Consider the following 25,648-nt stretch of genomic DNA (forward strand, 5'->3'; position numbering starts at 1 on the left):
GCGACGGTCTACCAGCGCACGAAAAGCCGCCCGCCGAGCGCTCCGAGCGCGGCGAGGATGGCAATCGCGATCGTGTACCAGGTGGCGACGAAAAGCGGCGAATCGTCGAAGCAGTGTGCGGCATAGAAGGTTGCCGCCAGCCCGCCGGCGAGCAGGCCCGCCACGGCTCCGGCAAGCACCGGCCGCGTCGGGGCGCCATAGCGCAGCACCGCCAGGAAGACGGCAAGCGGACCGATGCCGATCAGCGGAATGAAGGTCAGGCAGATAAGCATGTTGCTGCCGACCAGCCGCCTGCCCCAGTCGGCCGCAGGCACCGAAAGGAGTTCCAGACCGACCGCCACGGCCACCAGCAGTGGTGCGGCAATCATCCAGGCCGCCGCCCTGCCCGTTGCTGCACCGGGCGTCGACAGGGCGCGGATCAAGGCGAAGGCGCTGGCCGCCAGAGCCATCGTGAACACAAACTTGGCAACGAAACGCGTCGTATACATGGCGGTGGCGATGTCGGTGCGTGGGCCGACCGCCAGCCAGAACATGACCGCCGCGATCAGCGTAGCCGCACCTGCGCCTATCCACCAGGCCGCGCCAAGCGGCATCGCCGTGCTGCGGGCATCGGCGTCGAGCGCCTTGATGAGATCGTCGGTCCTCATGTCATTCCCGCCTGAACCCTCTGGCCCCGAACCCTCTGGCCCCGAACCGTTTGGCGATGGCTGCGAGACCGCGATGCAACGACACGCGCACCGCCGTCTCGCTGATGCCGAACCTCACTGCCGTCTCGCCGATGGAACGGCCTTCGACCGACACCGACGAAACCACCGAACGCTGCGCCGGCGGCAGGCCGTCCAGGGCCCGATTGATGTCGCGCTCGCTGACCGTTTCGGCCTCCGGTTCGGCGAAGGTCTCGGCGATCTCGTCGATCTCGATCTCGATGCGCCGCCCGCGCCGTCGAAAGGCGTCGATCAGCTTGAAGCGCGCTATGGCGTAGACCCAGGGCAGCACAGGTAAATCCTGGCGCCAGGTATGCCGCTTCACATGAATGGCCAGCAAGGTTTCCTGCACGACATCCTCGGGATCGACCCCGCCCTGAACGATCTTGCGCCTGATGAAGCCGCGAACGAGGGCAGCCGTCCGGCGCAGAAAGTCGGCGTAGGCCCTTTCATCTCCGGCGATCGCGGCCCGCATCAGCCGGGAAAGCTCGGCCTCGTCCTTGCCGGTCACAAGAGTTCACTCCCCGATAATTCGCACCTCGGCGCTGATTTGTTACGTGGCCGGCGAAATAATGTCCAAGCCAAAGTAAGGAATATCACGAAGGTTTCACCTCCGGCGCCCGATTACGCAGCTCACCAATCTTGACTACACCGATCAGGAATTGATAGTGCAGCCATGCTAATCAAAGACCATCGAGATCAAGCGGGATGACGGCCATGAAACATGCTCTTTCCGTCCTTGCCGGAGCCACAGCACTTGCGATCAGCCTGGTCGCCAGCCCGGTTATGGCCCAGGACAGCGGCATCGTCGTCTACAATGCCCAGCATGAGAGCCTGACCAATGCCTGGGTGGAAGGTTTCACCAAGGAAACCGGCATCAAGGTCACCGTTCGCCACGGCGGCGACAGCGATTTTTCCAACCAGATCGTTGCCGAAGGCGCCGCCTCGCCGGCCGACGTGTTCCTGACGGAAAACTCGCCCGCGATGGTGCTGGTAGAATCAGCCGGCCTGTTCGCGCCAGTCGACGCCGACACGCTGGCGCAGATTCCCAAGGAGTACCAGCCGGCCAGCGGCAAGTGGATGGGCATCGCCGCGCGCAGCACCGTCTTTGCTTACAACAAGACCAGGCTGACCGCCGAGCAGTTGCCCAAGTCGCTGCTTGAGCTCGCCGATCCGAGCTGGAAGGGACGCTGGGCGGCTTCGCCGTCCGGCGCCGATTTCCAGGCGATCGTCAGCGCGCTTTTGCAGCTTAGGGGTGAGGCCGCAACGGCCGACTGGCTGAAGGCGATGAAGGCGAACTTCACCGCCTACAAAGGCAACAGCACGGTGATGAAGGCGGTCAATGCCGGCGAGGTCGATGGCGGCGTGATCTATCACTATTATTACTACGGCGACCAGGCCAAGACCGGCGAGAACAGCAGCAACGTCGGGCTGCACTATTTCAAGAACCAGGACCCGGGCGCCTTCGTCTCGGTTTCCGGCGGGGGCGTGCTGGCCTCCAGCAAGCACCCAAAGGAAGCCCAAGCCTTCCTGAAATGGGTGACCGGCAAGAGTGGTCAGGACGTGCTGAAGACCGGCAATTCCTTTGAATACGCGGTTGGCAAGGGTGCGGAGTCCAATCCGGCGCTGGTGCCGCTGGCCGATCTGCAGGCGCCGAAGGTCGACGCGACGACGCTGAACTCCAGGAAGGTGACCGACATGATGACGGCAGCCGGCTTGCTTTAGTTCGCGTTCGTCCTAAAACGGCAGCCGACTGCGCTCCTGCGGGAATTCGCTTCCGCAGGAGCGCTCTGTTTTTCGAGGTGGCATTCGTCCATGACGACAAGCTGCGTTTTTGGCCGTGTTTGCGGCTCTGCGATCGTTTCCGCCAGCGGGCGGCAACGGCTCGGCGTCTGAGCTGATGCTGCCTGCGGCCGACCTTGCACGTTCAGGCTTGCCGACCGGCATGGTGGCTGTGCATTGGAGGCGCCGGCGGCCGATATCCTGGATTTCGCTCGCCGCCATCCTGGTCTCACTGTTCTCGCTGCTGCCGCTCGCCTTCATCATCTGGATTGCCGTGCAGACTGGCTGGGACACCGTATCGGCACTGGTCTTCCGGCCGCGCGTCGGCGAGCTGCTGGTCAACACCCTGCTTTTGGTGGTGCTGGCGGTACCGATCTGCATCGTGCTCTCGGTGGCGCTGGCCTGGCTGACCGAACGCAGCAGCCTTCCCGGTGCCCGGCTGTGGGCCTGGCTGTCGGTGGCGCCGCTCGCCATCCCCGCCTTCGTCCACAGCTACGCCTGGATTACCCTGGTGCCGGGACTGCACGGGCTGTGGGCCGGCGTCCTGGTTTCCGTCGTCGCCTATTTCCCGTTCCTCTATCTGCCGGTGGCGGCAGCCTTGCGCCGGCTCGATCCTGCTCTCGAAGACGCCGCGGCAGCCGTCGGCCTCGGGCCATGGCGCGTGTTCCGGCGGGTCGTGCTGCCGCAGCTCAGGCTCGCCGTTTGCGGCGGCTCGCTGCTGGTCGGCCTGCATCTCCTGGCCGAGTACGGCCTCTACGTGTTCATCCGCTTCGATACCTTCACCACGGCGATCGTCGACCAGTTCCAGTCGACCTTCAACGGCCCCGCCGCCAACATGCTGGCTGCGGTGCTGGTGACATGCTGTTTCGTGCTGCTCGGGATCGAAGTGCTGGTGCGCGGCGAGGAGCGCTATGCCCGCGTCGGCCCGGGCGCCGCGCGGCAGCAGCAACGCACAAGGCTCGGCCGCGCCACCATCCCCTGCCTGCTGCTGCCGGTCGTCACCACGCTGCTGGCACTCGGCGTGCCGTTCGTCACCATCGGCCGCTGGCTTGTGGCCGGCGGCGCCGATGTCTGGCGCCTCGATGAGATCGGCCTGGCGCTCGGCCAGACCCTGTTCCTGGCGCTCGCCGGCGCCCTGCTTGCCACTATCGCCGCCATGCCGATGGCGTGGATTTCGATCCGGGCACCGGGGCCGCTGCAGCGCCTCCTGGAGGGCTGCAACTACATCGTCGGATCGCTCCCCGGCGTCGTCGTGGCGCTGGCGCTGGTCACCATCACGGTGCGCATCGCCCTGCCGCTCTATCAGACCCTGTTCACGATCCTCGTAGCCTATGCGCTGATGTTCCTGCCGCGCGCCCTGATCAGCCTGCGGGCGTCGATCGCGCAGGCGCCGGTCGAGCTCGAACGCGCCGCCGCCAGTCTCGGCCGGCCACCGCTCAGGGCGCTGTGGTCGACGACGATCCGCCTGTCGGCGCCGGGTGCCGCGGCGGGCATGGCGCTGGTGGCGCTCGGCATCATGAACGAATTGACCGCCACGCAGATGCTGGCGCCCAACGGCACCCGCACGCTGGCGATGGCGTTCTGGGCCCACAGCGGCGAGATCGACTATGCGTCCGCCGCACCTTACGCGCTCATCATGGTGGCGATGTCGCTGCCGCTGACCTGGCTGCTCTACGTCCAGTCGAAGCGGATGGCCGGGCGATGAGCTTCCTCGAACTCACCGATGTGCACAAGCACTACGGCCCGGTGGCCGCACTGGCCGGCGTCGACCTCAGCGTGGCCAGCGGCAGCCGCACGGCGATCGTCGGGCCGTCCGGCTGCGGCAAGACGACCCTGCTGCGGTTGATCGCCGGTTTTGAGGCGCCGGACCAGGGTCGCATCGTGCTCGACGGCGAGGTGCTGGCCAATGGCGGCGCTGCCGTGCCGGCATATCGGCGCGGCATCGGCGTGGTGGCGCAGGACGGCGCCCTGTTCCCGCATCTGAGCATCGCCGCCAATATCGGTTTCGGCATGCGGCATCACCAGGACAAGCGCAGCGAGCGTATCGCCGAACTCGCCTATATCGTCGGGCTCGACAAGGCGATCCTGAAGCGGCGGCCGCACGAGCTCTCAGGCGGCCAGCAGCAGCGTGTGGCGCTGGCCCGCGCCATGGCCATGAAGCCGCGGCTGATGCTACTCGACGAACCGTTCTCGGCGCTCGACACCGGCCTGCGCGCCTCGATGCGCAAGGCGGTGGCCGAGCTTCTGGAGGCCGCCGGCATCACCACGATCCTGGTCACGCACGACCAGGCCGAGGCGCTGTCCTTTGCCAGCCAGGTCGCGGTGATGCGCGACGGCAAATTCTCGCAGGTCGGCACGCCGCGCGAGCTTTATCTCAAGCCGAAGGACCGGATGGTCGCCGAATTCCTCGGCGACGCCATCATCCTGCCGGCCAGGATCGCGGACGGCTTCGCCAGCTCGCCGCTCGGCCGCATCGCCGTCGACAGCACCGAGCGGCGCGATCTCGTCCGCATCATGCTGCGGCCGGAACAGGTGCTTTTGAAACGGACATCGCGCGAAGGCATGTCGGGCACGCCGGACATGCTGTTCGGCGAAGTCACGGAGTCCGAATTCGCCGGCTCGATGTGCACCATCGCGGTGCGGCTCTTGAACAGTCCCGATCCGCCGGACGCAGCCGCGATCGGCAACACGCCACTGGTCCTGCGCAAGCCGGGCATGGACACACCGACGGTTGGCGAGATCGTCCGGCTGACGGTGTCGGGCAAGGCGCATGTGTTTGCCTGAACGCTCGGGTAGCGCGCCGATCAGGCCGACAGGCCGGCTTCAATCGACCCGCTTGCCGGCCTGATCGAACCAGTGCAGCTTTTCGGCAATGGCCACGACACGCAACTGGTCGCCGGGCGCTGCGGTGGCGCGCCCTGAGACGCGCACGATGATACGGCTGCCGGCTGCGGCGCAGTGAAGAAAGCTTTCGGCCCCGACCGGCTCGACCGCTTCGACTGTCGCCGGCAGGACGAGCGCACCGGGCAGCGCCTCCGCATCGAAGGCGACGTCGGCATCTTCAGGGCGAAACCCCAGCGTCACGGCTTGTGTTCCGGGAGCCGCAAAGCCGATCGCGGTGCCGTCAGCCAGTATCGGGCCTGAGGAACTTCCGGTCAGCGCCAGGAGGTTCATCGGCGGCGCGCCGATGAAGGAAGCGACGAAGATCGACGCCGGCTTTTCGTAGATGTCGAGCGGCGCGCCCGTTTGCTCGACCAGCCCGGCGTTCATGACAACAAGGATGTCGGCCAGCGTCATCGCCTCGAGCTGGTCGTGAGTGACATAGACCGAGGTGACGCCGAGCGTACGCTGCAAGTTCTTGATCTCGACCCGCATCTGCCCGCGCAATTTGGCATCGAGATTGCTGAGCGGCTCGTCGAACAGGAAGACTTTCGGATTGCGCACGATGGCGCGGCCCATGGCGACACGCTGGCGTTGACCGCCGGAAAGCTCGCGCGGCCGCCGGTCGAGCAGCGCCGAAAGCTCCAGCACCTTGGCGGTCGAACGCACCCTGCTGTCGATCTCGTCCTTCGGCGTGCCGCGATTGCGCAGGCCATAGGCCATGTTGTCATAGACTTTCATATGCGGGTAAAGCGCGTAGTTCTGGAACACCATGGCGATGTCGCGCTCGGTCGGTCCGATGGCGTTGACCACCTTGCCGTCGATGGCGACCGTACCGGCGGAAATGGTCTCCAAACCGGCGATCATCCTCAGCAGCGTGGACTTGCCGCAGCCGGAGGGGCCGACCAGCACGCAAAGCTCCTTGTCGGGAATGGCGATGGAGACGCCCTTCACGGCTTCGACGCCGCTCGGATAGACCTTCTTCACATCCTTCAGATCGACGGTCGCCATCAGCTTCTCACTTTTCGGATTCGACCAGGCCGCGCACGAACCAGCGTTGCATCAGCACCACCACCAGGATCGGCGGCACGATGGCCAGCATCGCGGTGACCATGACCAGGTGCCATTCGGTATCGGCATCGGCAAAGGAAACCATCTTTCTCAACGCGATGACGATGGTGTTCATGTCGTTGCTGTTGGTGACCAGCAGCGGCCAAAGATACTGCGTCCAGCCATAGATGAAGAGGATGACGAACAGCGCCGCGATGTTGGTGCGCGACAATGGCAACAGGATATCGAAGAAGAAGCGCCATGGCCCGGCGCCGTCGACGCGCGCCGCCTCGACCAATTCGCCCGGTATGGTCATGAAGAACTGGCGGAACAGCAGCGTCGCGGTGGCCGAGGCGATCAGCGGGATGATCAGGCCGGCATAGGTGTCGATCATGCCGAGATCGACCATCACCTTATAGGTCGGCAGGATGCGCACCTCGACGGGAAGCATCAAGGTGATGAAGATCAGCCAGAAGAAGGTCATGCGCAGGGGAAAGCGGAAGAAAACGATCGCGTAGGCCGACAGGATCGAGATGCAGATCTTTCCCACCGCAACGCCGAGCGCCATGATCGTGGTGTTGAGGAGCAGTTGGCCGACGCTGACACCGCCGATGCGGCCAATGCCGCCGAACAGCGCCTCGCTGTAGTTGTTCCAGAGCTGGCCGCCGGGCAAGAGCGGCAGCGGCGGCCTGAGGATGGTTTGCAACGTGTGTGTCGAGGCAACGAACGTGTAGTAGATCGGGAAAGCCACGATCAATATGCCGAGGATAAGCACGGCATGGGCGATGAAGGTGCGGAGCGGGGACTGGCCGATCATCGCTGCCCTCAGCCGTAGTGGACTTTGCGTTCCACGTAGCGGAACTGGATAGCGGTGAGCGCAATGACGATCGCCATCAGGATGACCGACTGCGCCGCCGAGTCGCCCAGGATCAGATTGACGAAGCCGTCATTGTAGACCTTGTAGACCAGGGTTTCGGTCGCCTTGCCCGGCCCGCCGCCGGTGACGGCATGAACGATGCCGAACGTGTCGAACAGGGCATAGACGGTGTTGACGACCAGCAGGAAAAAGGTGGTCGGCGCGAGCAGCGGGAAGACGATGGTCCAGAAGCGCTTGGTCTCGCCGGCGCCGTCCATGGCCGCCGCTTCGATCAGCGTTTTCGGCACTGCCTGCAGACCGGCTACGAAGAACAGGAAATTGTAGCTGATCTGCTTCCAGGCAGCCGCCGACACCAGCAGGATCATGGCGTGGGTTCCGTTGAGCAGCGGATCCCATGCGATGCCGAGGCTTCTCAGCAAATACGCCAACGAGCCGATCGAAGGATTGAACAGAAAAAGCCACAGCATGCCGGCAATCGCCGGCGCCACGGCATAAGGCCATATCAACAGCGTGCGGTAGAGGCCTTTGCCGCGCACCGCCTTCTCGGCCATGACCGCAAGCAAAAGGGCCACGCACATCGCGACGATCGCGGTCGCAAGCGAGAACACCACGGTGACCTGGATCGAGTTGAGGTAGGCCGGATCGGCCAGCACCTTGCGGAAATTGGCAAACCAGACGAACCTGGTCCTCAGCCCGAACGGATCCTGTCTGAGCATCGACTGGTAAAGCGCCTGACCGGCCGGCCAGTAGAAGAAAACTAGTGTTATGGCGAGTTGTGGCGCCACCAGCAGGTAGGGCAGGATCTTGTTGGGAAAGACGACGCGTGGAGACAGGCTGATTTCCTTCGCTACCTCGGGGACGCCCACGCGAGCTCGCGTGGGCGATATTCAAACCGACACCAACCGAGATAATCTCGTCAGTTCTCCAGCGCTTCCTTGATTGCGGCGTTGCCGCGCGCGACCGCGTTGTCGAGCGCCTGCTGAGCGGTTTGCTGGCCGGCCAGCATCTTCTCGAACTCCTCGTTCTGGATATCGCGCACTTGCGGCAGGTTCGGCAGGCGCACCCCCTTCGAGTTGTCGGTCGGCGCCTTGCCCGTCATCTGCAGGATGGGTGTCTCACGGCCGGGGTTCTTGTCATAGAAGCCCGATTTCTTGGTCGCCTCGTAGGCAGCGAGCGTCACCGGCAGGTATCCCGACTTCTGGTGCAGATATTCCTGCACATCGGTCTTGGACAGGTAGGCGAAGAATGCCGCAACGCCCTTGTATTGCTCGTCCGACTTGGCGCCGAACACCCACAGGCTGGCGCCGCCCGGCGTGGTGTTCTGCGGTGCGCCCTTGGCGTCGCTGTCGTAGGGAAGCTGGCCGATGCCATAGTTCATGCCGGACTTGACGATGTCGCCGAGGCCGCCCGACGATTCGGTGAAGATGCCGCATTCGCCGGCGAGGAAGATCTGCTTGGCTTCAGAGGTACGCCCGCCATATTTGAATGTGCCGTCCTTGGCGAGGTCTGCAAGCGCCTGGAAGTGGTTGACGAAAATCGGCGCGTTGATCTTGAGTTCGACATCACCGCCGGCCAGACCGTTCTGCTGGGTCGCCCACGACACATCATTCCACGCCGCGAAATTCTCCAGGTGGATCCAGGTCAGCCAGGTCGAGGTATAGCCACAAGGGGCGGCGCCGCTCGTCTTGATCTTCTTGGCAGCTTCCCACACCTCGTTCCAGGTCTTCGGCGGGTTGTTCACGTCAAGGCCAGCCTTCTGGAAGATGTCCTTGTTGTAGTAAAGGATCGGCGAGGAGGAATTGTAGGGGAAGGACAGCATGGTGCCGTCCGGCTTCGAATAATAGCCGACGATGCCGGGCAGATACTGGCTCTTGTCGAAGGTCATCCCGGCACCGGTCATCACCTCGGCCACCGGCTTGATCGCACCCTCGGCCGCCATCATCACGCCGGTGCCGACGTCGAACACCTGGAGGATGTCGGGCGCCTGGCCAGCGCGGAAAGCGGCGATGCCGGCGTTCAGCGTCTCCGGATAGGTGCCCTTGAACACCGGAACCAGTTCATAGTCGCTCTGGCTGGCGTTGAAATCCTTGGAGATCTTGCCGACGACCTCGGCGTTGGCGCCGGTCATGGCGTGCCACCAGCTGATCTGCGTGACGGCGAAGGCGGAGGTGGTGGAAAGCAGGGTCAAGGTGGCGGCAACACCGGCCGCGAAGCCGAAGAACTTCATGTTTCATCTCCCGTTTGTCATTGGCGAAAGGGGCACTCTCGCAAAAGCCAATATGTGCCGCCCGTGACAATTGGACAACGGTTTTGTTGCAGGCCGATGAACTTGATTTCCACTTAAAGTAGCGCACGCTTCCGAATAGGAGCCGGCGGAAAGGAATTGCCAAGCCGGCTTACGAACAAACCGGCAATAATCGCCGGCGCCTAAAAGCGCGTCGCACTTTGCGCAACATGCATTAGTCCGACTTGCCGAGCGCCGTCTCGACCAGCCGCCTGGCGTCGGGGCTCGACCATTCTGCCGGGCCGTTCATGTGGGCAATCAGGCAGCCTTCACCGTCGATGAGCATGGTGACCGGCAGGCCGAGCGCCAGGCCGCGTGTCTTGAGATCGTTGAACAGCGCCATCGTCGAATCGCGGTAGTAGCCGAGCGCCTTGACGCCGGTCTCCTCGAGGAACTTCTTCGGCTTGCTGTCGTCGCCGGCATCGACATTGACCGCGACGACCTCGAAGGCATCGCTGCCCATTTCGTTCTGCAGCGCGTCGAGCGCCGGCATTTCGGCGCGGCAGGGCGCGCACCATGTCGCCCACAGATTGAGCAGCACCGTCTTGCCGGCATGGTCGGCGAGCGTCATCGGCTTGCCGTCGGGGCTGTTGAAGGCAAGGCCGTTCAGCGATTGCGGCGGATCGGCCGGCAAAAGTGCTGCAACCTGGCCGGTGGCAGCCGCTGCGACCGTCTTGGCGCGGTCGGCCTTGGCGGCGCAGGCGACATCGTCCTTGCTGTCGCCAACCGCGACTTGAGCGGGGGCGTTGTTGCCAGAACCGCTTTCGCTGACATATACCGCGACCGCGCCGGCCAGCACGCCTGCCACCAAAGCGGCGAGGATGAGGCGCGGGGCCGGGAAAAATCGATTGCCGTCTGCCATTTTTTAAAACTGCTCCGGAGCACGGGTTATAGCGATGAGCGACAAGAAGGCCAGCAACCAGATGTGGGGCGGACGTTTTGCCTCGGGTCCGGCCGCGATCATGGAAGCGATCAACGCGTCGATCTCGTTCGACCGCAAACTCTACGCGCAGGATATCAGAGGCTCGATCGCCCACAGCGAGATGCTGGCGCAAACCGGCATTATTTCGGCGGCCGATCAAGAAAAAATCGCTCACGGGCTGAACACGATCCTGGCAGAGATCGAAGCCGGCACGTTCGAGTTCTCGACCAGGCTGGAAGACATCCACATGAATGTCGAGGCCCGCCTTGCCGAGCTGATCGGCCCGGCTGCCGGCCGCCTGCATACCGCCCGTTCGCGCAACGACCAGGTGGCGGTCGATCTCAGGCTATGGGTCAAGGACGAGTGCTTTCGCGTCGCCGAGGCGCTGAAGGGCCTGATCATGGCGTTCCTGGAGCGGGCCGAGGAGCATGCGGCAACGGTGATGCCGGGCTTCACCCACATGCAGGCGGCTCAGCCGGTAACCTTCGGCCATCACTGCATGGCCTATGTCGAGATGTTCTCGCGCGACCTGTCGCGTGTTCGCGACGCTATCGAACGGATGGACGAAAGCCCGCTCGGTGCGGCCGCGCTTGCCGGCACCAGCTTTCCGATCGACCGGCACCAGACGGCCAGGGCGCTCGGCTTCCGTGAGCCGATGCGCAATTCCCTCGACAGCGTTTCGGACCGCGATTTCGCGCTCGAGTTTTTGGGGCTGGCGGCGATCTGCGCGACGCATCTGTCGCGGCTGGCCGAAGAAATCATCATCTGGTCGACGCCGCAATTCGGCTTCGTCAGGCTGTCGGACTCATTCTCCACCGGCTCCTCTATCATGCCGCAGAAGAAGAACCCCGACGCCGCCGAGCTGGTGCGCGGCAAGACCGGCCGCGTCACCGGCCATCTGGTCGGCCTGCTGACTGTGATGAAGGGCATGCCGCTGACCTACGGCAAGGACATGCAGGAAGACAAGGAGTCCGTGTTCGACGCCGCCGAGACGCTCGACCTGATGCTGGCGGCGATGACCGGCATGGTGCGCGACATGACGGTGAATGCCGCCGCCATGAAGAAGGCCGCCGGGTCAGGCTATGCGACCGCGACCGATCTCGCCGACTGGCTGGTGCGCAGCCTCGGTCTGCCGTTCCGCGAGGCGCACCACGTCACCGGCCGCGCCGTAGCGCTGGCCGAAGCAAGGAAGATCGGGCTCGACAGGCTGCCGCTGGAAGACTTGCAGTCCATTCACCCCGGCATCACGGCGGACGTGTTTTCGGTGCTTGCCGTGCAAAACTCGGTGAAGAGCCGCACGAGCTTCGGCGGCACCGCGCCATCGGAAGTGAGGAGGCAGATTCGCTACTGGAAAAAGCACATCGCCAAGGCGTGATGCCGGGGTGCAATGCCAGCAAAACTCGGCTAAAAGCGGCGGGCAAAAGTTTCGGACGGATGGATCGATGACCGCAAGCAGGATTTTGGTGACGCTGACGCTGCTGGCGGCGCTGACAACCGTAACGGCCTGCGGCAGGAAAGCCGGGCTCGATACGCCCTATGAGGCGGCCGTGCAGGCGCGCAAGGACGCACAAAAGGCCGAGCAGCCCGTGCCGCCGGATCCGGAAAAACCCGTCGAGGACAAGAAGTTCATTCTCGATCCGTTGATCTAGAGCCGATGAGATCGGCCGATCTCGTCGTGCTCCAACTTCCGGAACCACTCTCGTGAACCATTTCGACTACCGCGACGGCGTGCTGCATGCCGAGGACGTGGCGATATCAGAAATCGCCGCAAGCATCGGCACGCCGTTCTATTGCTATTCGACGGCGACGCTGACCAGGCATTTCCGCGTGTTTGCGCAGGCCTTTGCCGGGCTCGACGCGCTGGTCTGCTACGCCATGAAGTCGAATTCCAACCAGGCTGTGCTAAAAATCTTGGCAAAACTCGGTGCCGGCGCCGACGTGGTCTCGGAAGGCGAACTGCGCCGCGCGCTGGCCGCCGGCATTCCGGCCAACAAGATCCTGTTTTCCGGCGTCGGCAAGACCGCGCGCGAAATGGACCTTGCACTCTCGGCCGGCATTTTGTGCTTCAACGTCGAATCCGAGCCGGAACTGGAATTGCTGTCAGCCCGCGCCGCGGCGCTGGGCAAGGTGGCGCCGATCTCGCTGCGCATCAATCCGGATGTCGACGCCAAGACCCACAAGAAGATCTCCACCGGCAGGGCCGAGAACAAGTTCGGCATTCCCTGGCAGAAGGCGCGAAAGGTCTATGCCCGCGCAGCTGAGCTGCCTGGCATCAAGGTCACCGGCATCGACACTCATATCGGCAGCCAGATCACCGAGTTGCAGCCCTTCGACGACGCCTTTGCGCTGCTGGTGGAGTTGGTCGGCGTGCTGCGCGCCGACGGGCACGCCATCGAGCATATCGACCTCGGCGGCGGCCTCGGCATTCCCTACCGCGTCGACAACAGCCCGCCTCCCCTGCCGGACGCTTATGCTCAGATCGTCAAGAAGCACGTCGCCAAGCTCGGGCTGAAGGTGATGTTCGAGCCGGGCCGGCTTATCGTCGGCAATGCCGGCATCCTGGTCTCCCAGGTGATCTTCGTGAAGGAGGGCGACGCCAAGAATTTCCTGGTCGTCGACGCCGCGATGAACGATCTGATCCGGCCGACGCTCTATGATGCCTTCCATGACATCAAGCCGGTGGTGCAGCAGCCGGCCGCGGCGCCGCGCATGACGGTCGACGTGGTCGGCCCGGTCTGCGAGACCGGCGATTATCTCGGCCTCGACCGCGACCTGCCGCGGCTGAAGGCCGGCGACCTGATCGCCGTCGCCACCGCCGGCGCCTATGGCGCGGTGCAGGCCGGCACCTACAACACCCGCCTGTTGGTGCCTGAAGTGCTGGTCGACGGCGACCGTTTCCATGTCGTGCGCCGGCGCCAGACCTATGACGAGCTGATCGGCCTGGATTCGCTGCCCGATTGGCTTGCGTAATTGCGGCGCGCGACCCGCAGGGACGGCGTCAAGTTCAATTTCGGCTTCTTTGGCGGCGCGACGATTTGCGAGGGCGGGATGCGAACGCGTCTCGAGGAAAATGGCGAACGCGTCCAATCGACATGGCAGGGTCGAAAGCACCCTCCACGACCGGAGCGGCAGCGGTCATGCGGCGCCCTCGCAAATATTTTCTGTATATACAAAAAGCTTGCAAGAGACGAATTTTATGTATATACGAAAATGCCGATAGGCGCTGTTGGCGATGAGGTTTGAGTGGGACAACGAAAAGGCGAGGAAGAACAAAGCCAAGCATGGCGTGTCGTTCGAGCTTGCCGAGATTTTCGATTTCGACAACGCAATGATCTTTGAAGATGCGAGTGAAGATTATAGCGAGGAAAGGTTCGTGGGGATCGGCTTCATCGACACCAAGATACACCAGATCGTTTACGCACCGCGCAGCGGAAACATCCGGGTCATTTCCCTCCGGCGCGCCACCAAAGAGGAGATCAGGAGCTATGTCGAATACATCGAAACCGGCTACTAAAAGTGGCGGCCTGAGGTTCGGTGAGCCGTCAAAGGCAGCTCTATTGAGGCGGGCTAAGGCCGCTCTTGATGAAATGACGGTCGAAGAAGACGCAGCAATCACCGCAGCGGCTCGAACTGATCCTGACGCGCAGCCAAACCTGGCAGCAAAGCGCGGGAGGCCTCGCTCAGAGCAGCCCAAGGTCGCAATATTGTTGAGGCTGGACCCTGACATCGTTGAGAGCTTCAAGAAAAGCGGGGCAGGCTGGCAGACACGTATGAATGCGGCATTGCGCAAAGCTGCCGATCTCGACTGAGCACAGGCGGCGGCGTGAGCGATCATTCCGCCGCCGGCGCAAACCTCGACCGCTACAGCCGGTGCTGAATCAGCGCCCTGGTCTCGGCGATCCTGCCCTCGTGGCGGCGATAGAATGTCCATTGCTTGATGCGTTTGCTGCGCAGAAGCCCGGCCTGGGTCAGCACCCGCATATGCTCGCTGAGCGTCGCCTGGGTGATGCCAAGCTTTTCCGCAATCAGCAGCGCGCAGACGCCGTCCTCGACCAGATCGCCATCGGTCTGCGGCGGAAAATGCGCGCGCGGATCCTTCAGCCAATCGAGGATTTGCAGCCTGCGCTCGTTGGCGATCGCCTTGAAGACATCAATCTCTTGCATTTAGCCATTTTGCTAAGTTACTGAGTGATGTCAACCCTTGGGAGCAGACCATGCTGAACGGCAATAGCATCACCCGCAAACGCATCGCCGCAATGGAGCCGCGCATCCGGCCATTCGTGCGCCACACGCCGGTGCTGCGCGTCGACATGGCCGATTTCGGCCGCCCGCCTCTTAGCGTCGACCTGAAGCTCGAATGCCTGCAGCATTCCGGCTCGTTCAAGGCGCGCGGCGCCTTCACCAATCTTCTCGAGCGGCCGGTTCCCGAGGCTGGCGTCGTCGCGGCATCGGGCGGCAATCATGGTGCCGCGGTCGCCTACGCCGCCATGCGGCTTGGCCACAAGGCAACTATCTTCGTTCCCGAAGTCAGCCCGCCGGCCAAGCTGGAACGCATCCGCGGCTATGGCGCCGAATTGGTCGTCGGTGGCGCACGCTATGCCGAAGCGCTGGCCGCTAGCGAAGACTTTGCCGAAAGGTCCGGCGCGCTGCAGATCCATGCGTTCAACCAGGAGCAAACGCTGATCGGGCAAGGCACACTCGGCCTCGAGATCGAGACCGATCTGCCTGAACTCGACACGCTGCTGGTCGCCGTAGGCGGCGGCGGCCTGATCGGCGGCATCGCCGCCTGGTTTGCCGGCCGCATCAGGATCATCGCCGTCGAGCCGGAGGGCGCGCCGACGCTTCATCGCGCCTTCGAGGCCGGCCGGCCCGTCGATGCGCCGACTGAGGGCATCGCCGCCGATTCGCTGGCGCCGAAGCGCGTCGGCGAAATGATGTTTCCGATCGCCGAGGCCTTCGTCGAGCGTTCCATACTGGTCAGCGACGACGAGATCATCGCCGCGCAGGCGGCGCTTTGGGACCGGGTGCGAATCATCTCCGAGCCGGGCGGCGCCGCGGCCTTCGCGGCGCTCCTGTCCGGCCGCTACGTGCCGGCTGCGGGCGAGCGGGTCGCCGTGCTGGTCTGCGGCGCAAACGCCAATCCGGCTAAATTCTGACGATAGCGGGGGCAGTCCTGTTCACGTTTTAGGGAACTGCCTCGCCTTCGCCGTGTTTCTTGGTATGTTTGGAGCGACGTGCATCTAAGACGTTGAGTCCTTCGCATCCGATTTTCGGGCCGGTGCGATAGATTTGTGAGGTTCGGGTTATCCCGCCCGAACAGGAAGGGCCGATGACGCAACGACCCACCTTCACCAGCGATCGCAGCCTGGCCGGGCGCCTTGCCGTGAGCCGGCTGGCGACGCGGGTCTCGATGACGGTCGAGCGTGGCTGGCCGTTGCTGCTTCCGCTCGTCATCGTCGCCAGCCTGTTCCTCAGCGTCTCGTGGCTCGGCCTCTTCCTTCTGCTTCCCGACATGGCGCGTATCGGTCTTGTGGCTGTGTTCGCCATCGCAGCCCTTGCCGCGCTCTATCCCCTGCGTTTCTTCCGGGTGCCGTCCAGTGCCGAGATCGATCGGCGCATCGAGGCGGCCAACCTCTTGCTGCACAGCCCGGTGCTGGTGCAGACGGACCGGCCGAGCGGCAGGGAGAGCATTTTTTCGCAAGCGCTGTGGCGCGAGCACCAGAAACGCATGGCCGAAAAACTCGGCAACCTCGGTGGCGATCTGCCGCGTACCCGGGTGCCGGAGCGCGACCCGTGGGGGCTGCGCGCCGTGGCGGCGCTTGTGTTGGTGACCGCTTTCGCCTTCTCGTTCGGGCCGTCGGGCGGCCGCATAGCAGACGGGTTCAGTGCCCACGCGGCGCGCGATGCCGTGCCGCCGCGCATCGACGCCTGGGTGACGCCGCCAGCCTACACCGGCAGGGCACCGGTCTTCCTCACTTCCCCAGCCCTCGCCAACCCGGCCCTTGCCAGCAATGGCAATCAGGCGCCGTCCACCTTCACCGTTCCGGAGGGCAGCGATGTGTCGCTGCGCGTCACCGGCGGCTCGGGCGAGGAAACGCTGAGCTATGCCGACGCCGACGGCAACGCCCGCACCATCGAGCCGGCCGGTCAGCAGGCCGACGCGGCCCAGTCGGCTGCGGGCAAGTCGCCTGCGGCCAAGCCGGCGGCCTCCACGGTGCGCCAGTTCACCGGCAAGCTGACCGCCAACGGCACGCTGACGCTGAACTCGGACGGCGACGAACTCGGCAGCTGGGCCTTCGCGGTGATCCCGGACAAGCCGCCACAAATCCGCTTCGTCGGCGAGCCGAAACGTGCCGTCAACGGCTCCTTCGAGCTCAACTACCAGATCGACGACGACTATGGCGCGGCCTCCGCCAAGGCGGATTTCGTATTGGCCGACCCACCGGCGCCGAATGCGCATCCGCTCTATGGCCCGCCCGAAATGCCGCTGACGCTGCCGCGCCGCGGCGTCAAGGGGAATGCCGCCAAGACCACGAAGGACCTGACCGAGCATGTCTGGGCCGGCAGCGACATCAAGCTCAGGCTTGTCGCCACCGACGATGCCGGCCATACCGCAACCAGCGAAACCAGGATCCTGGTGATGCCGGAGCGGCCATTCTCCAATCCGCTGGCCAGGGCCGTGATCGAGCAGCGCCGCGCGCTGGCGCTCGACGCCAACGCCAAGAGCCACGTGCTCGACCTGATGGATGCGATCACGCTCAGGCCCGAAGACACGTTCGACAATATGGCGCACTACCTCGCCGTCATGAGCGCCCGCACCCGGCTGAAGATGGCCGACAACGACGACAAATTGCGCGACGAGGTCGCCTATCTCTGGGAGATCGCGCTCGGCATCGAGGAAGGCAATCTTTCGGACGCCGAGCGGCGGCTGCGCCAGGCGCAGCAGGCGTTGCAGGACGCGATCAAGAACGGCGCCAGCGACGAGGAAATCGACAAGGCGATGAAGGAACTGCGCGAGGCGATGAACCAATTCCTGCAGGAATTCGCCCAGCGTGCGCAGCAGAATCCGAACGCGCCGCAGATGCAGCAGAACGGCCAGGAGCTGCGCCAGAGTGATATCGAACGGATGATGGACCAGATCGAGAATCTGGCGAAGTCCGGCGATCGCGACAGCGCGCAGGAATTGCTTTCGCAATTGCAGGACATGATGAACAACCTGCAGGCCGGACGTCAGCAGCAGGGCGGCCAGCAGAACAGCGAAATGCGCCAGCAGATGGACAAGCTCGGCGAGATCATGCGGCGCCAGCAGGAGATGATGAACGAAACCTTCCGCATGGACCAGATGCAGCGCGGCCAACAACAGCGTGGGCAGAACCGAGACGAGCAGCTCGGCGAGAACGGCGAGCAGGGCCAAATGGGCGAACAGGGCGAGCAGCCCGGCCCAGGCGAGGACCGCGATCCGCTCGGCCGGCCGAAGCCGATGACGCCGGAGGAATTCGCCGACGCGCTGAAGCAGTTGCAGGAAGGCCAGGGCAAACTGCAAAGTGAGCTCGACCAGTTGAGAAAGGGTCTCGAAGGCATGGGGCTCGAGCCCAATGAGGGATTTGGCGAGGCCGGCAAATCTATGGGCGATGCCGAACAGGCGCTTGGCGACAGCGATGGCGATCAGGCGGTCGGTCACCAGGGCCGCGCGCTGGAAGCGTTGCGCAAGGGCGCCAAGGACATGATGAAGCAATTGCAGGCCATGCAGGGCGACGAGGGCGAAGGCCAGCGCGGCGGCCGCCAGCAGAATGCCGACCGCGATCCGCTCGGCCGGCCACGCGCCACCGAGGGTCCAGATTTCGGCGATTCGGTGAAGGTGCCGGACGAGATCGACGTGCAGCGCGCCCGCCAGATCCTCGACGCGATCCGCAAGCGGCTCGGCAACGCGCTCAGCCCCGATATCGAGCGCAGCTATCTGGAGCGGCTGCTGGAGTTGAAGTAAAGCCGGCCTGCTCTAACGGTTGGTGAACGCCTCGCGGATCGCCTCTTCCATGCTGACGATGGCCTCGCCGGAAGCGTTCGGATTGCGCCGCAGCACCACATTCGAGGAATCGATGTCGCCGAATCCATCGGCGGCGGTAAGCTCGCGGCAGCCGGCCGGGATGTTGCTGCGCGAGATCGGCGCAATCGCCAGCCCGGAGGTGACGGCAAGCCGCAGGCCGCCATTGGTATCGCTTGTGTAGGCGACACGATAGGCGAGACCACGCTGTTCCAGCGACTTTATCGCAAAATCCTTGCACCAGCCGGCGCGATTGTAGAGCGCGATCGGCACCGGCCGCTCCTCATGCATATGGTGCAGCTCCGACGTCACCCACACGGTCGGATCATGCATCAGCACTTCACCGCCGGAGAGGTCCTGCCATTCGAACACCACCGCCAGATCGAGCTCGCCGGCGGCGAGCGTCGCGATCTGCGCACCGGAATGCGCGTAACGGACGGTGATGTCGACCTGAGGATGGCGCTTGGCAAAGGCGCCGAGCGCGCGCGACAGGATCGCGTGGCCATATTCCTCCGGAATGCCGATGCGCACCGGTCCGCCAAGCGGCGCCGCGACCATCGATGCCGCCGTCTCGTCCAGCAGCGACACGATGCGGCGGGCGTTGACGATGAGTTCGCCGCCGCGGCGCGTCAGCGCCACACCCCGCGAGCCGCGCTCGAACAGGCTGTCGCCGACCATATCTTCGAGCTTCTTCATCTGCATCGAAACCGCCGACTGGGTACGGCCGGCCTGCACCGCAGCCTTGGTGAAATTGCCGGCGTCGGCGACCGCGACGAAGGTGCGCAGCAGATCGCTGTCGAGCGTGGGCTTCATTTGTCCGCCATAAGAAAATCTGATTGCTGGCATCATTCCAATTCGTTTGCAACATGTCAAACGGCGGATAATAGTCGCTTCACCCATTGGATATGCGGCTGCGAAATCGGCTGCGGACCAAAAAAGTCCTCACTCGTACCCGCTGCCCGAAATGGTGGCGGGTTCTTTTTGATGCAGGTCGCCCAAAAGCATCTCCTCGGGCCTGACCCTGGGCCTGACCCGAGGGTGCGAAGCGGTTTTGGGCGATATGCATAAAACAAAGTTACGCGGGCCCGGCTCTCGGGCCGCGCACGCAAGGAGCCGTCGAACGCCATGCAGAACCGGATCGTCCTCGGCATGGCAAGCCTTTGCCTCGGCGTTCTGGTGTTCTCGCTCCAGGATCCGCTGATCAAGGCCGTATCGGGCACCTATCCGGTGACCGAGGTGATGGCGATCCGCTCGATCGTCGCCCTGCCCATTCTTCTCCTGCTGGTTCATGCCGATGTCGGGCTCAGGGCGATCTTTTCGAAGCGGTTTCGCATGCTGACGATGCGCGCCTTGATCCTGTTCACCTCCTACACGCTCTACTACCTGGCGATCGCCGCCCTGCCGCTTGCCGACGCGGTGGCGCTCTATTTCATGGCACCGCTGTTCATCATGGCGCTTGCCGGCCCCTATCTCGGCGAACGGGTAGCGGGGCAGACGCTGGTCACCGTCATGGTCGGCATGCTCGGCGTGCTGGTGATGCTGCGACCCGGCGCCGGGCTGTTCGACTGGGCGGCGCTGCTGTCGCTGGCCTCGGCGGTGCTGTACGGTTTTTCGCAGTTGATGGCCCGCAAGATCGGCGACACCGAATCATCCACGGTCATGGCGTTCTATCAAAACGGCGTCTATCTCCTGGGCGCTGCGGCGGTCGCCGGGCTGTTCTGGCTGTCAGGAATAGCTCATGCCACGCATCCGAGCCTAGAATTCCTGGTCAGGCCATGGATCTGGCCGACGTCAATCGACTTCCTGACGATGGCCGCCTGCGGCGTCGTGGCTTCGGCCGGGATGATCTTGTTGTCGCAGGCCTACCGGCTGGCGCCGGCCAACGGCGTCGCCACCTTCGAATACACCGGCATCATCTGGTCGCCGCTGTGGGGCTTCCTGTTCTTTGCCGAAGTGCCGCGATCGACCACCGTCATCGGCGCCGCCCTCATCATCGGCGCCGGTCTGTTCGCGCTCAACGCCAGCCGGCGCCGGAGCAGCGCGCCGGCAATCGCAGCGACCTGCGATCCGGCCTGACCGCGCGGAATCTTAAGCAAAACAGGCGAGCGCCTGTTCGACGCGCGCGCGGATTTCGGCCAGCGTGAACGGCTTCTGCACGACGTCCACAATGACGCCGTTCAATTCCTCGGCGCGCTCGCGCTGGTCGGCATAGCCGGTCATCAGCAAGATCTTCATCGCCGGGAAAAGCGATGCAGCCGCCTTGGCCATTTGGATGCCGTCCATCTCCGGCATCCGGATATCCGAGACGACAAGGTCGTAGCCGCCACGTGCAGCGCGGATCAGGGCAAGCCCCTGCGCGCCGTCGGCGGCGATGTCGATCATATGCCCGACGCGTTCGAGCGCGCGAGCGGCGAGGGTGCGGACGGACTCATCGTCCTCAACGATCAGGAGCTTTGCCATAGCCGAATGTTGGCGTGGAAAAGTTGACTTTTCCTGAACCGCAACCGCATCGAAGATAAATCTAGGCGTCGCCCTTTACGACGCCGACAAACGGCAGTTCGCGAAAGGCGTGGGCCACATCCATGCCGTAGCCGACGACGAAATAGTCGGGGCAGTCGAAGCCGACATAGTCGGCGTTGAGCGTGGTCTGGCGGCGCATGCGCTTGTCGAGCAGCACGGCGATGGCGCAGCTTTTGGCGCCGCGCGACAGCATCAGGTCGCGGGTGAAGGACAGCGTCTTGCCGGATTCGAGGATGTCGTCGATCAACAGCACGTCTCGGCCGGCGACCTCATTGTCGATGTCGCGCAGCACCCTCACCTCGCCGCTGGTGGTGCCGGCACCGTAGCTGGAGATGAAGATGAACTCGACCTCGGGCGACAGGCCGACATCGTGCATGGCGCGGATGAGGTCGGCGGCGAAGATGAACGATCCCTTCAGCACCGAAATCACCAGAAGGTCGTGATAATCGTGCCCGGCGATCTCTTTGGCGAGCTCCAAATTGCGGCGGGCAATCGCCGACGCCGAAAACAGGACCTCGATATCCTTGCCGCGCACGATTGGCATTGGCTGCCCTTCCAGAAATGATCGCCGCTAATTGGCGAAGGTGACCGAGACGGTCTTGACCCCGTTTCTAGGCATGTCGAGCCGGCTGGAAAAGCCAAATCTTTCGCCGGGCGCCAGCGAACGGTTAAATGTCGCCAGCCTATAACGGGTTGTGCGCCTGTCATTGCCGGTGACCCGGACTTCCAGCGGTGGCAATGGCGACGGGCTGGCGCCGTCATTCGCGGCCTCGCCACCGACGAACAGGACAGGTTGCGGCCCGGACGCATCGATACGCGACGTAACGCCTGAAATGGTCAGGGCAGCGCCCGCTTGTCGCGCCGCCAGAAGAAGCGGCGTCTGGCGCACCAGCGCGTGCCCGCCCGAGATCCAGAAGGCTGCAAACGCGGCACTGAGGCCGGCGATCCAGAAGATCGGCCCGCCGCGCGACGCCCGCAGCCGTTCCATCGCCGCTACCGGCTTGCGCAGCATGTCCATGCCTTTGATCGAGGGCGTGGTGATCACGCGCAAAAGCGGCGGTGAAACGCCCGTGCTGGCGGTTAAACGCGGCAGCACCTCGTAGTCGGCGTCGACGATGTCACCGGCCGGATCACGCATGATGCGTTCCGGCGCAGGATTTGCGGCCGTATCGGTCATGATTTCGCCGGAAACCGGGCGCGCGGTTCGATCGTCAGCCATCGCGGCCCCAGCACTTCGCACTTGTTCGCTCTTCGTTTCTTATGCGTAAACGGAAATGGTTAACGTTTCCCCCGGAAACCCCTTGTGACGCGCCCAAAAAACCCCAAAATTAACCGCCGGTTAACCATGCCGGCCGATGGTCTTTTCTCAGAGAAGGCTGCCTCGTCGCCGCCGCAAGTTTCAGGTCGTCGAACGTGATCCGCTTCGAAAATGTCGGCCTCCGCTATGGCATGGGTCCGGAAATTCTCCGCGACATTTCCTTGCACATACCGGAGCGCTCCTTCCAGTTCCTGAGCGGCCCTTCGGGCGCCGGCAAGACGACGCTGCTGCGGCTTTTGTTCATGTCGCTCAAGCCGACGCGTGGGCTGATCACCATCTTCGGCAAAGACCGCTCGCGCATCTCGCGCGCCGAGCTGCCGCATCTGCGGCGGCGCATCGGCGTGGTGTTCCAGGACTTTCGCCTGCTCGACCACATGACGACCTATGAGAATGTGGCCTTGCCGCTGCGCGTGCGCGGGCGCGAGGAGGCCAGCTACCGCACCGATGTGACCGAGCTCTTGAAATGGGTCGGCCTTGGCGAGCGCATGCATGTGCTGCCGCCGGTGCTGTCGGGTGGCGAGAAGCAGCGCGCCGCAATCGCCAGGGCGCTGATCGAGCAGCCCGAAATCCTGCTTGCCGATGAGCCGACCGGGAATGTCGACCCGCCGCTGGCGCGACGCCTGTTGCGGCTGTTCATCGAACTCAACCGGCTGGGCACCGCCGTGGTGATCGCAACGCACGACCTCGGCCTGATGGAACAGGTCGACGCACGCCGCATGATCCTGTCCGGCGGAAGGCTGGATATCTATGACTGACCTGTCCGCTCGCCATGTCGAAGACCAACACGCTGAGAGGGCCGGGACGCAGCGCGTTCAGCGCAAGATGGCGCCGATCGTGCCGGCGCAGAACATCGCCGGCCGGGCGCTGGTCCTGGTCATTGCCATCATGACGTTCCTCTCCTGCCTGACTTTCGGCGCGGTGACGCTGGTGCGTGACACCGCCTCTGTCTGGCAGAACCAGATCTCACGCGAGGCGACGATCCAGATCAAGCCGATGGACGGCCTCGACATCGAGGCAGCCCTTGCCCAGGCTTCGCAGATCGCCGGCGAATTTCCTGGCGTGAAGAGCGCCAGGATCGTCGACCGCGATGCCACGGCGCGGCTTTTGGAACCCTGGCTGGGTTCGGGTCTCAACATCGACGAGCTGCCGGTGCCGCGTCTGATCATCGTCACCATAGACGAGACCAACCCTCCCGATTTCGCCGCAATGCGCGCCGCGATCACGCCGAAACTGCCCAGTGCCTCGCTTGACGACCATCGCACCTGGGTCGACCGGCTGGTCGCCATGGCCCGCACCACGGTGACCATCGGCATCGCCGTGTTGGCGCTGATGCTGGCGGCAACCGTGCTGACCGTGGTGTTCGCGACGCGCGGCGCCATGGCCGGCAACGGCCACATCATCGAGGTGCTGCATTTCGTCGGCGCCGAAGCGCGCTTTATCGCTCGCGAATTCCGCCACCACTTTCTCGTCACCGGCATGAAGGGCGCCGCCGCCGGGGGTGCGGCGGCGGTGTTCGTCTTCATCGTCTTCTCGTGGTGGTCGTCGCGAAATATGGCGACGCCGCAGGCCGATCAGGCGACCGCCCTGTTCGGCAATTTCGCCATCGGTTCGGCGGGCTATCTCGGCGTTGTTCTCATGGTGCTGGTCATCGGTGCGCTGACGGCGGCAACCTCCCATGTCACCGTCGTCACCTATCTCAGCGACATCGATGTCCGCCATCCGGACGCAGGGTGATCACGAATAGAGAATTAGCGTAACGAAATTTGTGCTTTCCGACCTACTAAACGCCGTATTTCGGAGTTAACGATAAGGACGATGGACGCGCGCGACTCGACCGGAATGGCTGGACAGTTGCCCTTGGTGATCACGCGTTCAAGCGAGCGCGTCAAGCCCGGCCGATTGGCGAGCGCGCTACGCATCTCAGCTTTCTTTCTGCTCGTGCTGGCAACGTTGTTTGCCGGCGGCTTTGGCTGGTTCGCCAGCACCGTCAGCCGTCTCGCGACGCCCGCCAATCCGGCAAGGGCCGATGCCATCATCGTGCTGACCGGCGGCCATTCGCGTCTCGACGCGGCCATGGGTCTGCTGGCGTCCGGCAAGGGCGAGCGGCTGCTGATCAGCGGCGTGCATCCTTCCGCCAGCCGCCGCCAGCTTCAGGTCGCGACCCGCGGCGACAAGGAATTGTTTTCCTGCTGCGTCGACATCGACCGTGCCGCGCTCGACACGATCGGCAATGCCGAGGAAAGTGCCAAGTGGGTGGAAGACCACGCCTATGGCACCGTGATCCTCGTCACCAACAACTATCACATGCCGCGCAGCCTGCTGGAAATGGGCCGGCTGCTCCACAAGGCCAAGCTCGAGCCCTATCCAGTGGTCAACAGCAATCTTGGCAATGGCGGCTGGCTGACCAAGCCGAGAGCCTTGCGCGTGCTGTTCACCGAATACAACAAATATCTGCTGGCGCTGGCGCGTGGCATCGTGCCGGTCAAGCCAACGCCAACCGGCATCGCGCTGGCCGAGGCTGTTGCGCCGAACTGAGCCGATCTGGAACCGGCAGCGCTATCATTCCTTGAGCGTGGCGCTTGAGACGCTGCGCAGTCGCGCGATCTCGTGTTCGAGACGTTCGATACGCTTGTCCCGCTCAGCCAGCGCCGCCGCTACATCGGCCGCTTCGAAACGCTGTGGAATGTGCTGCGGGCAATTGGAATCCCAGGCCGAAACCGTGAACAGGATGATCTGCTCCGGGCGCGCCTTATAGCCTTCCGGCATCAGCTTCGCCATCAGTTCGGCGTCCTGCTCGACGACCCGCGCGCTGCCCCAGATCTTGATGCGCTGCCGATGCGCATAGTCGATCAGGAACAGGAAAGCACGCGGGTTGTCGTCCAGATTGCCCTGGGTGATGAATTGCCTGTTGCCGGAGAAATCGGCGAAGCCGATCGTCCGCGCGTCGAGCACCTTGAGGAAGCCGGCCGGCCCGCCGCGATGCTGGATGTAGGGCTGGCCCTCACCATTGGCCGTCGACAGGAAGACGCTGGTCTGCGCCTCGATGAAGGCGGCGAGATCGGGCGTGATATCAGCCTGCCAACTGCCGCGCTCCTCGACGCGGGCATAGGCCTCGCGTGAGCCTTTGCGGGCCTGGATCGCCTTGACGGTTGGCGTAAAGGCGACATCGCTGGTGAAGACGTGAGCATTCATGGAAGGCCTCCTTTGAAGCAGAGCTGCGAGCCAGAGCCAGCGAAGAGATAACGCCTTCCATCTTCCGGATGCAGATGG

General features: G+C 63.9%; 27 protein-coding genes. 14 read left to right on the forward strand and 13 right to left on the reverse strand.

The genetic code is table 11. The features are described 5' to 3' along the window. Positions 1 to 8: 8 nt before the first annotated feature. Positions 9 to 647, reverse strand: coding sequence for an NrsF family protein (locus tag AC0L2B_RS23270; RefSeq protein ID WP_473746973.1), 639 nt, complete (start codon positions 645 to 647; stop codon positions 9 to 11). 1 nt (position 648) lies between these two features. Beyond that, positions 649 to 1,215: a sigma-70 family RNA polymerase sigma factor gene (locus AC0L2B_RS23275; protein ID WP_473512159.1), complete on the reverse strand. Its 567-nt coding sequence runs from the start codon at positions 1,213 to 1,215 to the stop codon at positions 649 to 651. 206 nt (positions 1,216 to 1,421) lie between these two features. On the opposite strand from AC0L2B_RS23275, the gene AC0L2B_RS23280 reads away from it, so the two are divergent. The 3 genes from AC0L2B_RS23280 to AC0L2B_RS23290 all read left to right on the forward strand — a co-directional run bounded on the left by AC0L2B_RS23280 (position 1,422) and on the right by AC0L2B_RS23290 (position 5,270). Beyond that, complete coding sequence (locus tag AC0L2B_RS23280; RefSeq protein ID WP_473746974.1) at positions 1,422 to 2,429, forward strand: iron ABC transporter substrate-binding protein; 1,008 nt, start codon at positions 1,422 to 1,424, stop codon at positions 2,427 to 2,429. 175 nt (positions 2,430 to 2,604) lie between these two features. Beyond that, complete coding sequence (locus tag AC0L2B_RS23285) at positions 2,605 to 4,191, forward strand: ABC transporter permease (RefSeq protein ID WP_473746976.1); 1,587 nt, start codon at positions 2,605 to 2,607, stop codon at positions 4,189 to 4,191. Further along, the gene (locus tag AC0L2B_RS23290; protein WP_091593054.1) at positions 4,188 to 5,270 is read left to right on the forward strand and encodes an ABC transporter ATP-binding protein; all 1,083 of its coding nucleotides are present in this window, start codon (positions 4,188 to 4,190) and stop codon (positions 5,268 to 5,270) included. The genes AC0L2B_RS23285 and AC0L2B_RS23290 overlap by 4 nt, the downstream gene beginning before the upstream one ends. A 39-nt stretch (positions 5,271 to 5,309) precedes the next feature. Here AC0L2B_RS23290 and AC0L2B_RS23295 read toward each other — a convergent pair whose 3' ends face one another. The 5 genes from AC0L2B_RS23295 to tlpA form a co-directional block, all read right to left on the reverse strand. Then, positions 5,310 to 6,377, reverse strand: a complete 1,068-nt coding sequence (locus tag AC0L2B_RS23295; protein ID WP_473746977.1) for a sn-glycerol-3-phosphate import ATP-binding protein UgpC — start codon at positions 6,375 to 6,377, stop codon at positions 5,310 to 5,312. A gap of 7 nt (positions 6,378 to 6,384) precedes the next feature. Continuing rightward, positions 6,385 to 7,233 carry a sn-glycerol-3-phosphate ABC transporter permease UgpE gene (gene ugpE / locus AC0L2B_RS23300; RefSeq protein WP_023797226.1) on the reverse strand — a complete coding sequence of 283 codons (849 nt, stop codon included), beginning with the start codon at positions 7,231 to 7,233 and terminating at the stop codon, positions 6,385 to 6,387. An 8-nt stretch (positions 7,234 to 7,241) separates the two neighbouring features. Further along, on the reverse strand, positions 7,242 to 8,126 hold the full coding sequence (ugpA, locus tag AC0L2B_RS23305; RefSeq protein WP_236369059.1) for a sn-glycerol-3-phosphate ABC transporter permease UgpA: 885 nt from the start codon (positions 8,124 to 8,126) through the stop codon (positions 7,242 to 7,244). A gap of 83 nt (positions 8,127 to 8,209) precedes the next feature. Continuing rightward, entirely contained in the window at positions 8,210 to 9,520 is a 1,311-nt protein-coding gene (ugpB, locus tag AC0L2B_RS23310) for a sn-glycerol-3-phosphate ABC transporter substrate-binding protein UgpB (protein WP_128168716.1), read from the reverse strand. 232 nt (positions 9,521 to 9,752) lie between these two features. Further along, positions 9,753 to 10,439, reverse strand: coding sequence for a thiol:disulfide interchange protein TlpA (gene tlpA / locus AC0L2B_RS23315; protein WP_473746980.1), 687 nt, complete (start codon positions 10,437 to 10,439; stop codon positions 9,753 to 9,755). 34 nt (positions 10,440 to 10,473) lie between these two features. On the opposite strand from tlpA, the gene argH reads away from it, so the two are divergent. From argH to AC0L2B_RS23340, 5 genes are all read left to right on the forward strand, one after another. Then, the gene (gene argH / locus AC0L2B_RS23320; RefSeq protein WP_473746981.1) at positions 10,474 to 11,874 is read left to right on the forward strand and encodes an argininosuccinate lyase; all 1,401 of its coding nucleotides are present in this window, start codon (positions 10,474 to 10,476) and stop codon (positions 11,872 to 11,874) included. A gap of 67 nt (positions 11,875 to 11,941) precedes the next feature. After that, a complete protein-coding gene (locus tag AC0L2B_RS23325; protein ID WP_473746982.1) occupies positions 11,942 to 12,148 on the forward strand; it encodes a hypothetical protein in 207 nt (68 codons plus the stop codon). 52 nt (positions 12,149 to 12,200) lie between these two features. Beyond that, on the forward strand, positions 12,201 to 13,469 hold the full coding sequence (gene lysA / locus AC0L2B_RS23330) for a diaminopimelate decarboxylase (protein ID WP_473746983.1): 1,269 nt from the start codon (positions 12,201 to 12,203) through the stop codon (positions 13,467 to 13,469). Positions 13,470 to 13,731: 262 nt separating this feature from the next. Further along, the gene (locus AC0L2B_RS23335; protein WP_473746984.1) at positions 13,732 to 14,013 is read left to right on the forward strand and encodes a BrnT family toxin; all 282 of its coding nucleotides are present in this window, start codon (positions 13,732 to 13,734) and stop codon (positions 14,011 to 14,013) included. Then, positions 13,985 to 14,308, forward strand: coding sequence for a BrnA antitoxin family protein (locus AC0L2B_RS23340; protein WP_473746985.1), 324 nt, complete (start codon positions 13,985 to 13,987; stop codon positions 14,306 to 14,308). The genes AC0L2B_RS23335 and AC0L2B_RS23340 overlap by 29 nt, the downstream gene beginning before the upstream one ends. Before the next feature lie 52 nt (positions 14,309 to 14,360). Here the strand turns inward: AC0L2B_RS23340 and AC0L2B_RS23345 are convergent, their stop codons facing one another. Continuing rightward, positions 14,361 to 14,663 (reverse strand): ArsR/SmtB family transcription factor, encoded by a 303-nt coding sequence (locus tag AC0L2B_RS23345; RefSeq protein ID WP_287195276.1) that lies wholly within the window; start codon positions 14,661 to 14,663, stop codon positions 14,361 to 14,363. Between the two features lie 50 nt (positions 14,664 to 14,713). Here AC0L2B_RS23345 and AC0L2B_RS23350 point away from each other — a divergent pair, with 50 nt between their 5' ends. Continuing rightward, complete coding sequence (locus AC0L2B_RS23350) at positions 14,714 to 15,655, forward strand: threonine/serine dehydratase (protein ID WP_473746986.1); 942 nt, start codon at positions 14,714 to 14,716, stop codon at positions 15,653 to 15,655. A gap of 173 nt (positions 15,656 to 15,828) precedes the next feature. Next, complete coding sequence (locus AC0L2B_RS23355; protein ID WP_473746987.1) at positions 15,829 to 18,483, forward strand: TIGR02302 family protein; 2,655 nt, start codon at positions 15,829 to 15,831, stop codon at positions 18,481 to 18,483. Between the two features lie 12 nt (positions 18,484 to 18,495). Here AC0L2B_RS23355 and AC0L2B_RS23360 read toward each other — a convergent pair whose 3' ends face one another. Beyond that, the gene (locus AC0L2B_RS23360) at positions 18,496 to 19,353 is read right to left on the reverse strand and encodes a LysR family transcriptional regulator (protein ID WP_473746988.1); all 858 of its coding nucleotides are present in this window, start codon (positions 19,351 to 19,353) and stop codon (positions 18,496 to 18,498) included. 312 nt (positions 19,354 to 19,665) lie between these two features. On the opposite strand from AC0L2B_RS23360, the gene AC0L2B_RS23365 reads away from it, so the two are divergent. Beyond that, positions 19,666 to 20,616 (forward strand): DMT family transporter, encoded by a 951-nt coding sequence (locus AC0L2B_RS23365; protein ID WP_473746989.1) that lies wholly within the window; start codon positions 19,666 to 19,668, stop codon positions 20,614 to 20,616. A gap of 12 nt (positions 20,617 to 20,628) precedes the next feature. On the opposite strand, the gene AC0L2B_RS23370 is transcribed toward AC0L2B_RS23365, so the two are convergent. The 3 genes from AC0L2B_RS23370 to AC0L2B_RS23380 form a co-directional block, all read right to left on the reverse strand. Next, on the reverse strand, positions 20,629 to 21,000 hold the full coding sequence (locus tag AC0L2B_RS23370) for a response regulator (RefSeq protein WP_473746990.1): 372 nt from the start codon (positions 20,998 to 21,000) through the stop codon (positions 20,629 to 20,631). 61 nt (positions 21,001 to 21,061) lie between these two features. After that, a complete protein-coding gene (hpt, locus tag AC0L2B_RS23375; protein ID WP_023797214.1) occupies positions 21,062 to 21,604 on the reverse strand; it encodes a hypoxanthine phosphoribosyltransferase in 543 nt (180 codons plus the stop codon). A 27-nt stretch (positions 21,605 to 21,631) separates the two neighbouring features. Then, positions 21,632 to 22,279 carry a hypothetical protein gene (locus tag AC0L2B_RS23380; protein WP_473746991.1) on the reverse strand — a complete coding sequence of 216 codons (648 nt, stop codon included), beginning with the start codon at positions 22,277 to 22,279 and terminating at the stop codon, positions 21,632 to 21,634. A gap of 194 nt (positions 22,280 to 22,473) precedes the next feature. Between AC0L2B_RS23380 and ftsE the strand changes: the two genes are divergently transcribed. The 3 genes from ftsE to AC0L2B_RS23395 all read left to right on the forward strand — a co-directional run bounded on the left by ftsE (position 22,474) and on the right by AC0L2B_RS23395 (position 24,913). After that, positions 22,474 to 23,133, forward strand: a complete 660-nt coding sequence (gene ftsE, locus AC0L2B_RS23385) for a cell division ATP-binding protein FtsE (RefSeq protein ID WP_023797212.1) — start codon at positions 22,474 to 22,476, stop codon at positions 23,131 to 23,133. Continuing rightward, complete coding sequence (locus tag AC0L2B_RS23390) at positions 23,126 to 24,112, forward strand: cell division protein FtsX (protein WP_473746992.1); 987 nt, start codon at positions 23,126 to 23,128, stop codon at positions 24,110 to 24,112. Before ftsE ends, AC0L2B_RS23390 begins: the two co-directional genes overlap by 8 nt. 81 nt (positions 24,113 to 24,193) lie before the next feature. Further along, positions 24,194 to 24,913, forward strand: coding sequence for a YdcF family protein (locus AC0L2B_RS23395; protein ID WP_287176034.1), 720 nt, complete (start codon positions 24,194 to 24,196; stop codon positions 24,911 to 24,913). Positions 24,914 to 24,937: 24 nt separating this feature from the next. On the opposite strand, the gene AC0L2B_RS23400 is transcribed toward AC0L2B_RS23395, so the two are convergent. Next, a complete protein-coding gene (locus tag AC0L2B_RS23400; protein ID WP_473746993.1) occupies positions 24,938 to 25,570 on the reverse strand; it encodes a pyridoxamine 5'-phosphate oxidase family protein in 633 nt (210 codons plus the stop codon). Positions 25,571 to 25,648 lie beyond the last annotated feature (78 nt).

This window comes from Mesorhizobium sp. WSM4815 (assembly GCF_055811575.1).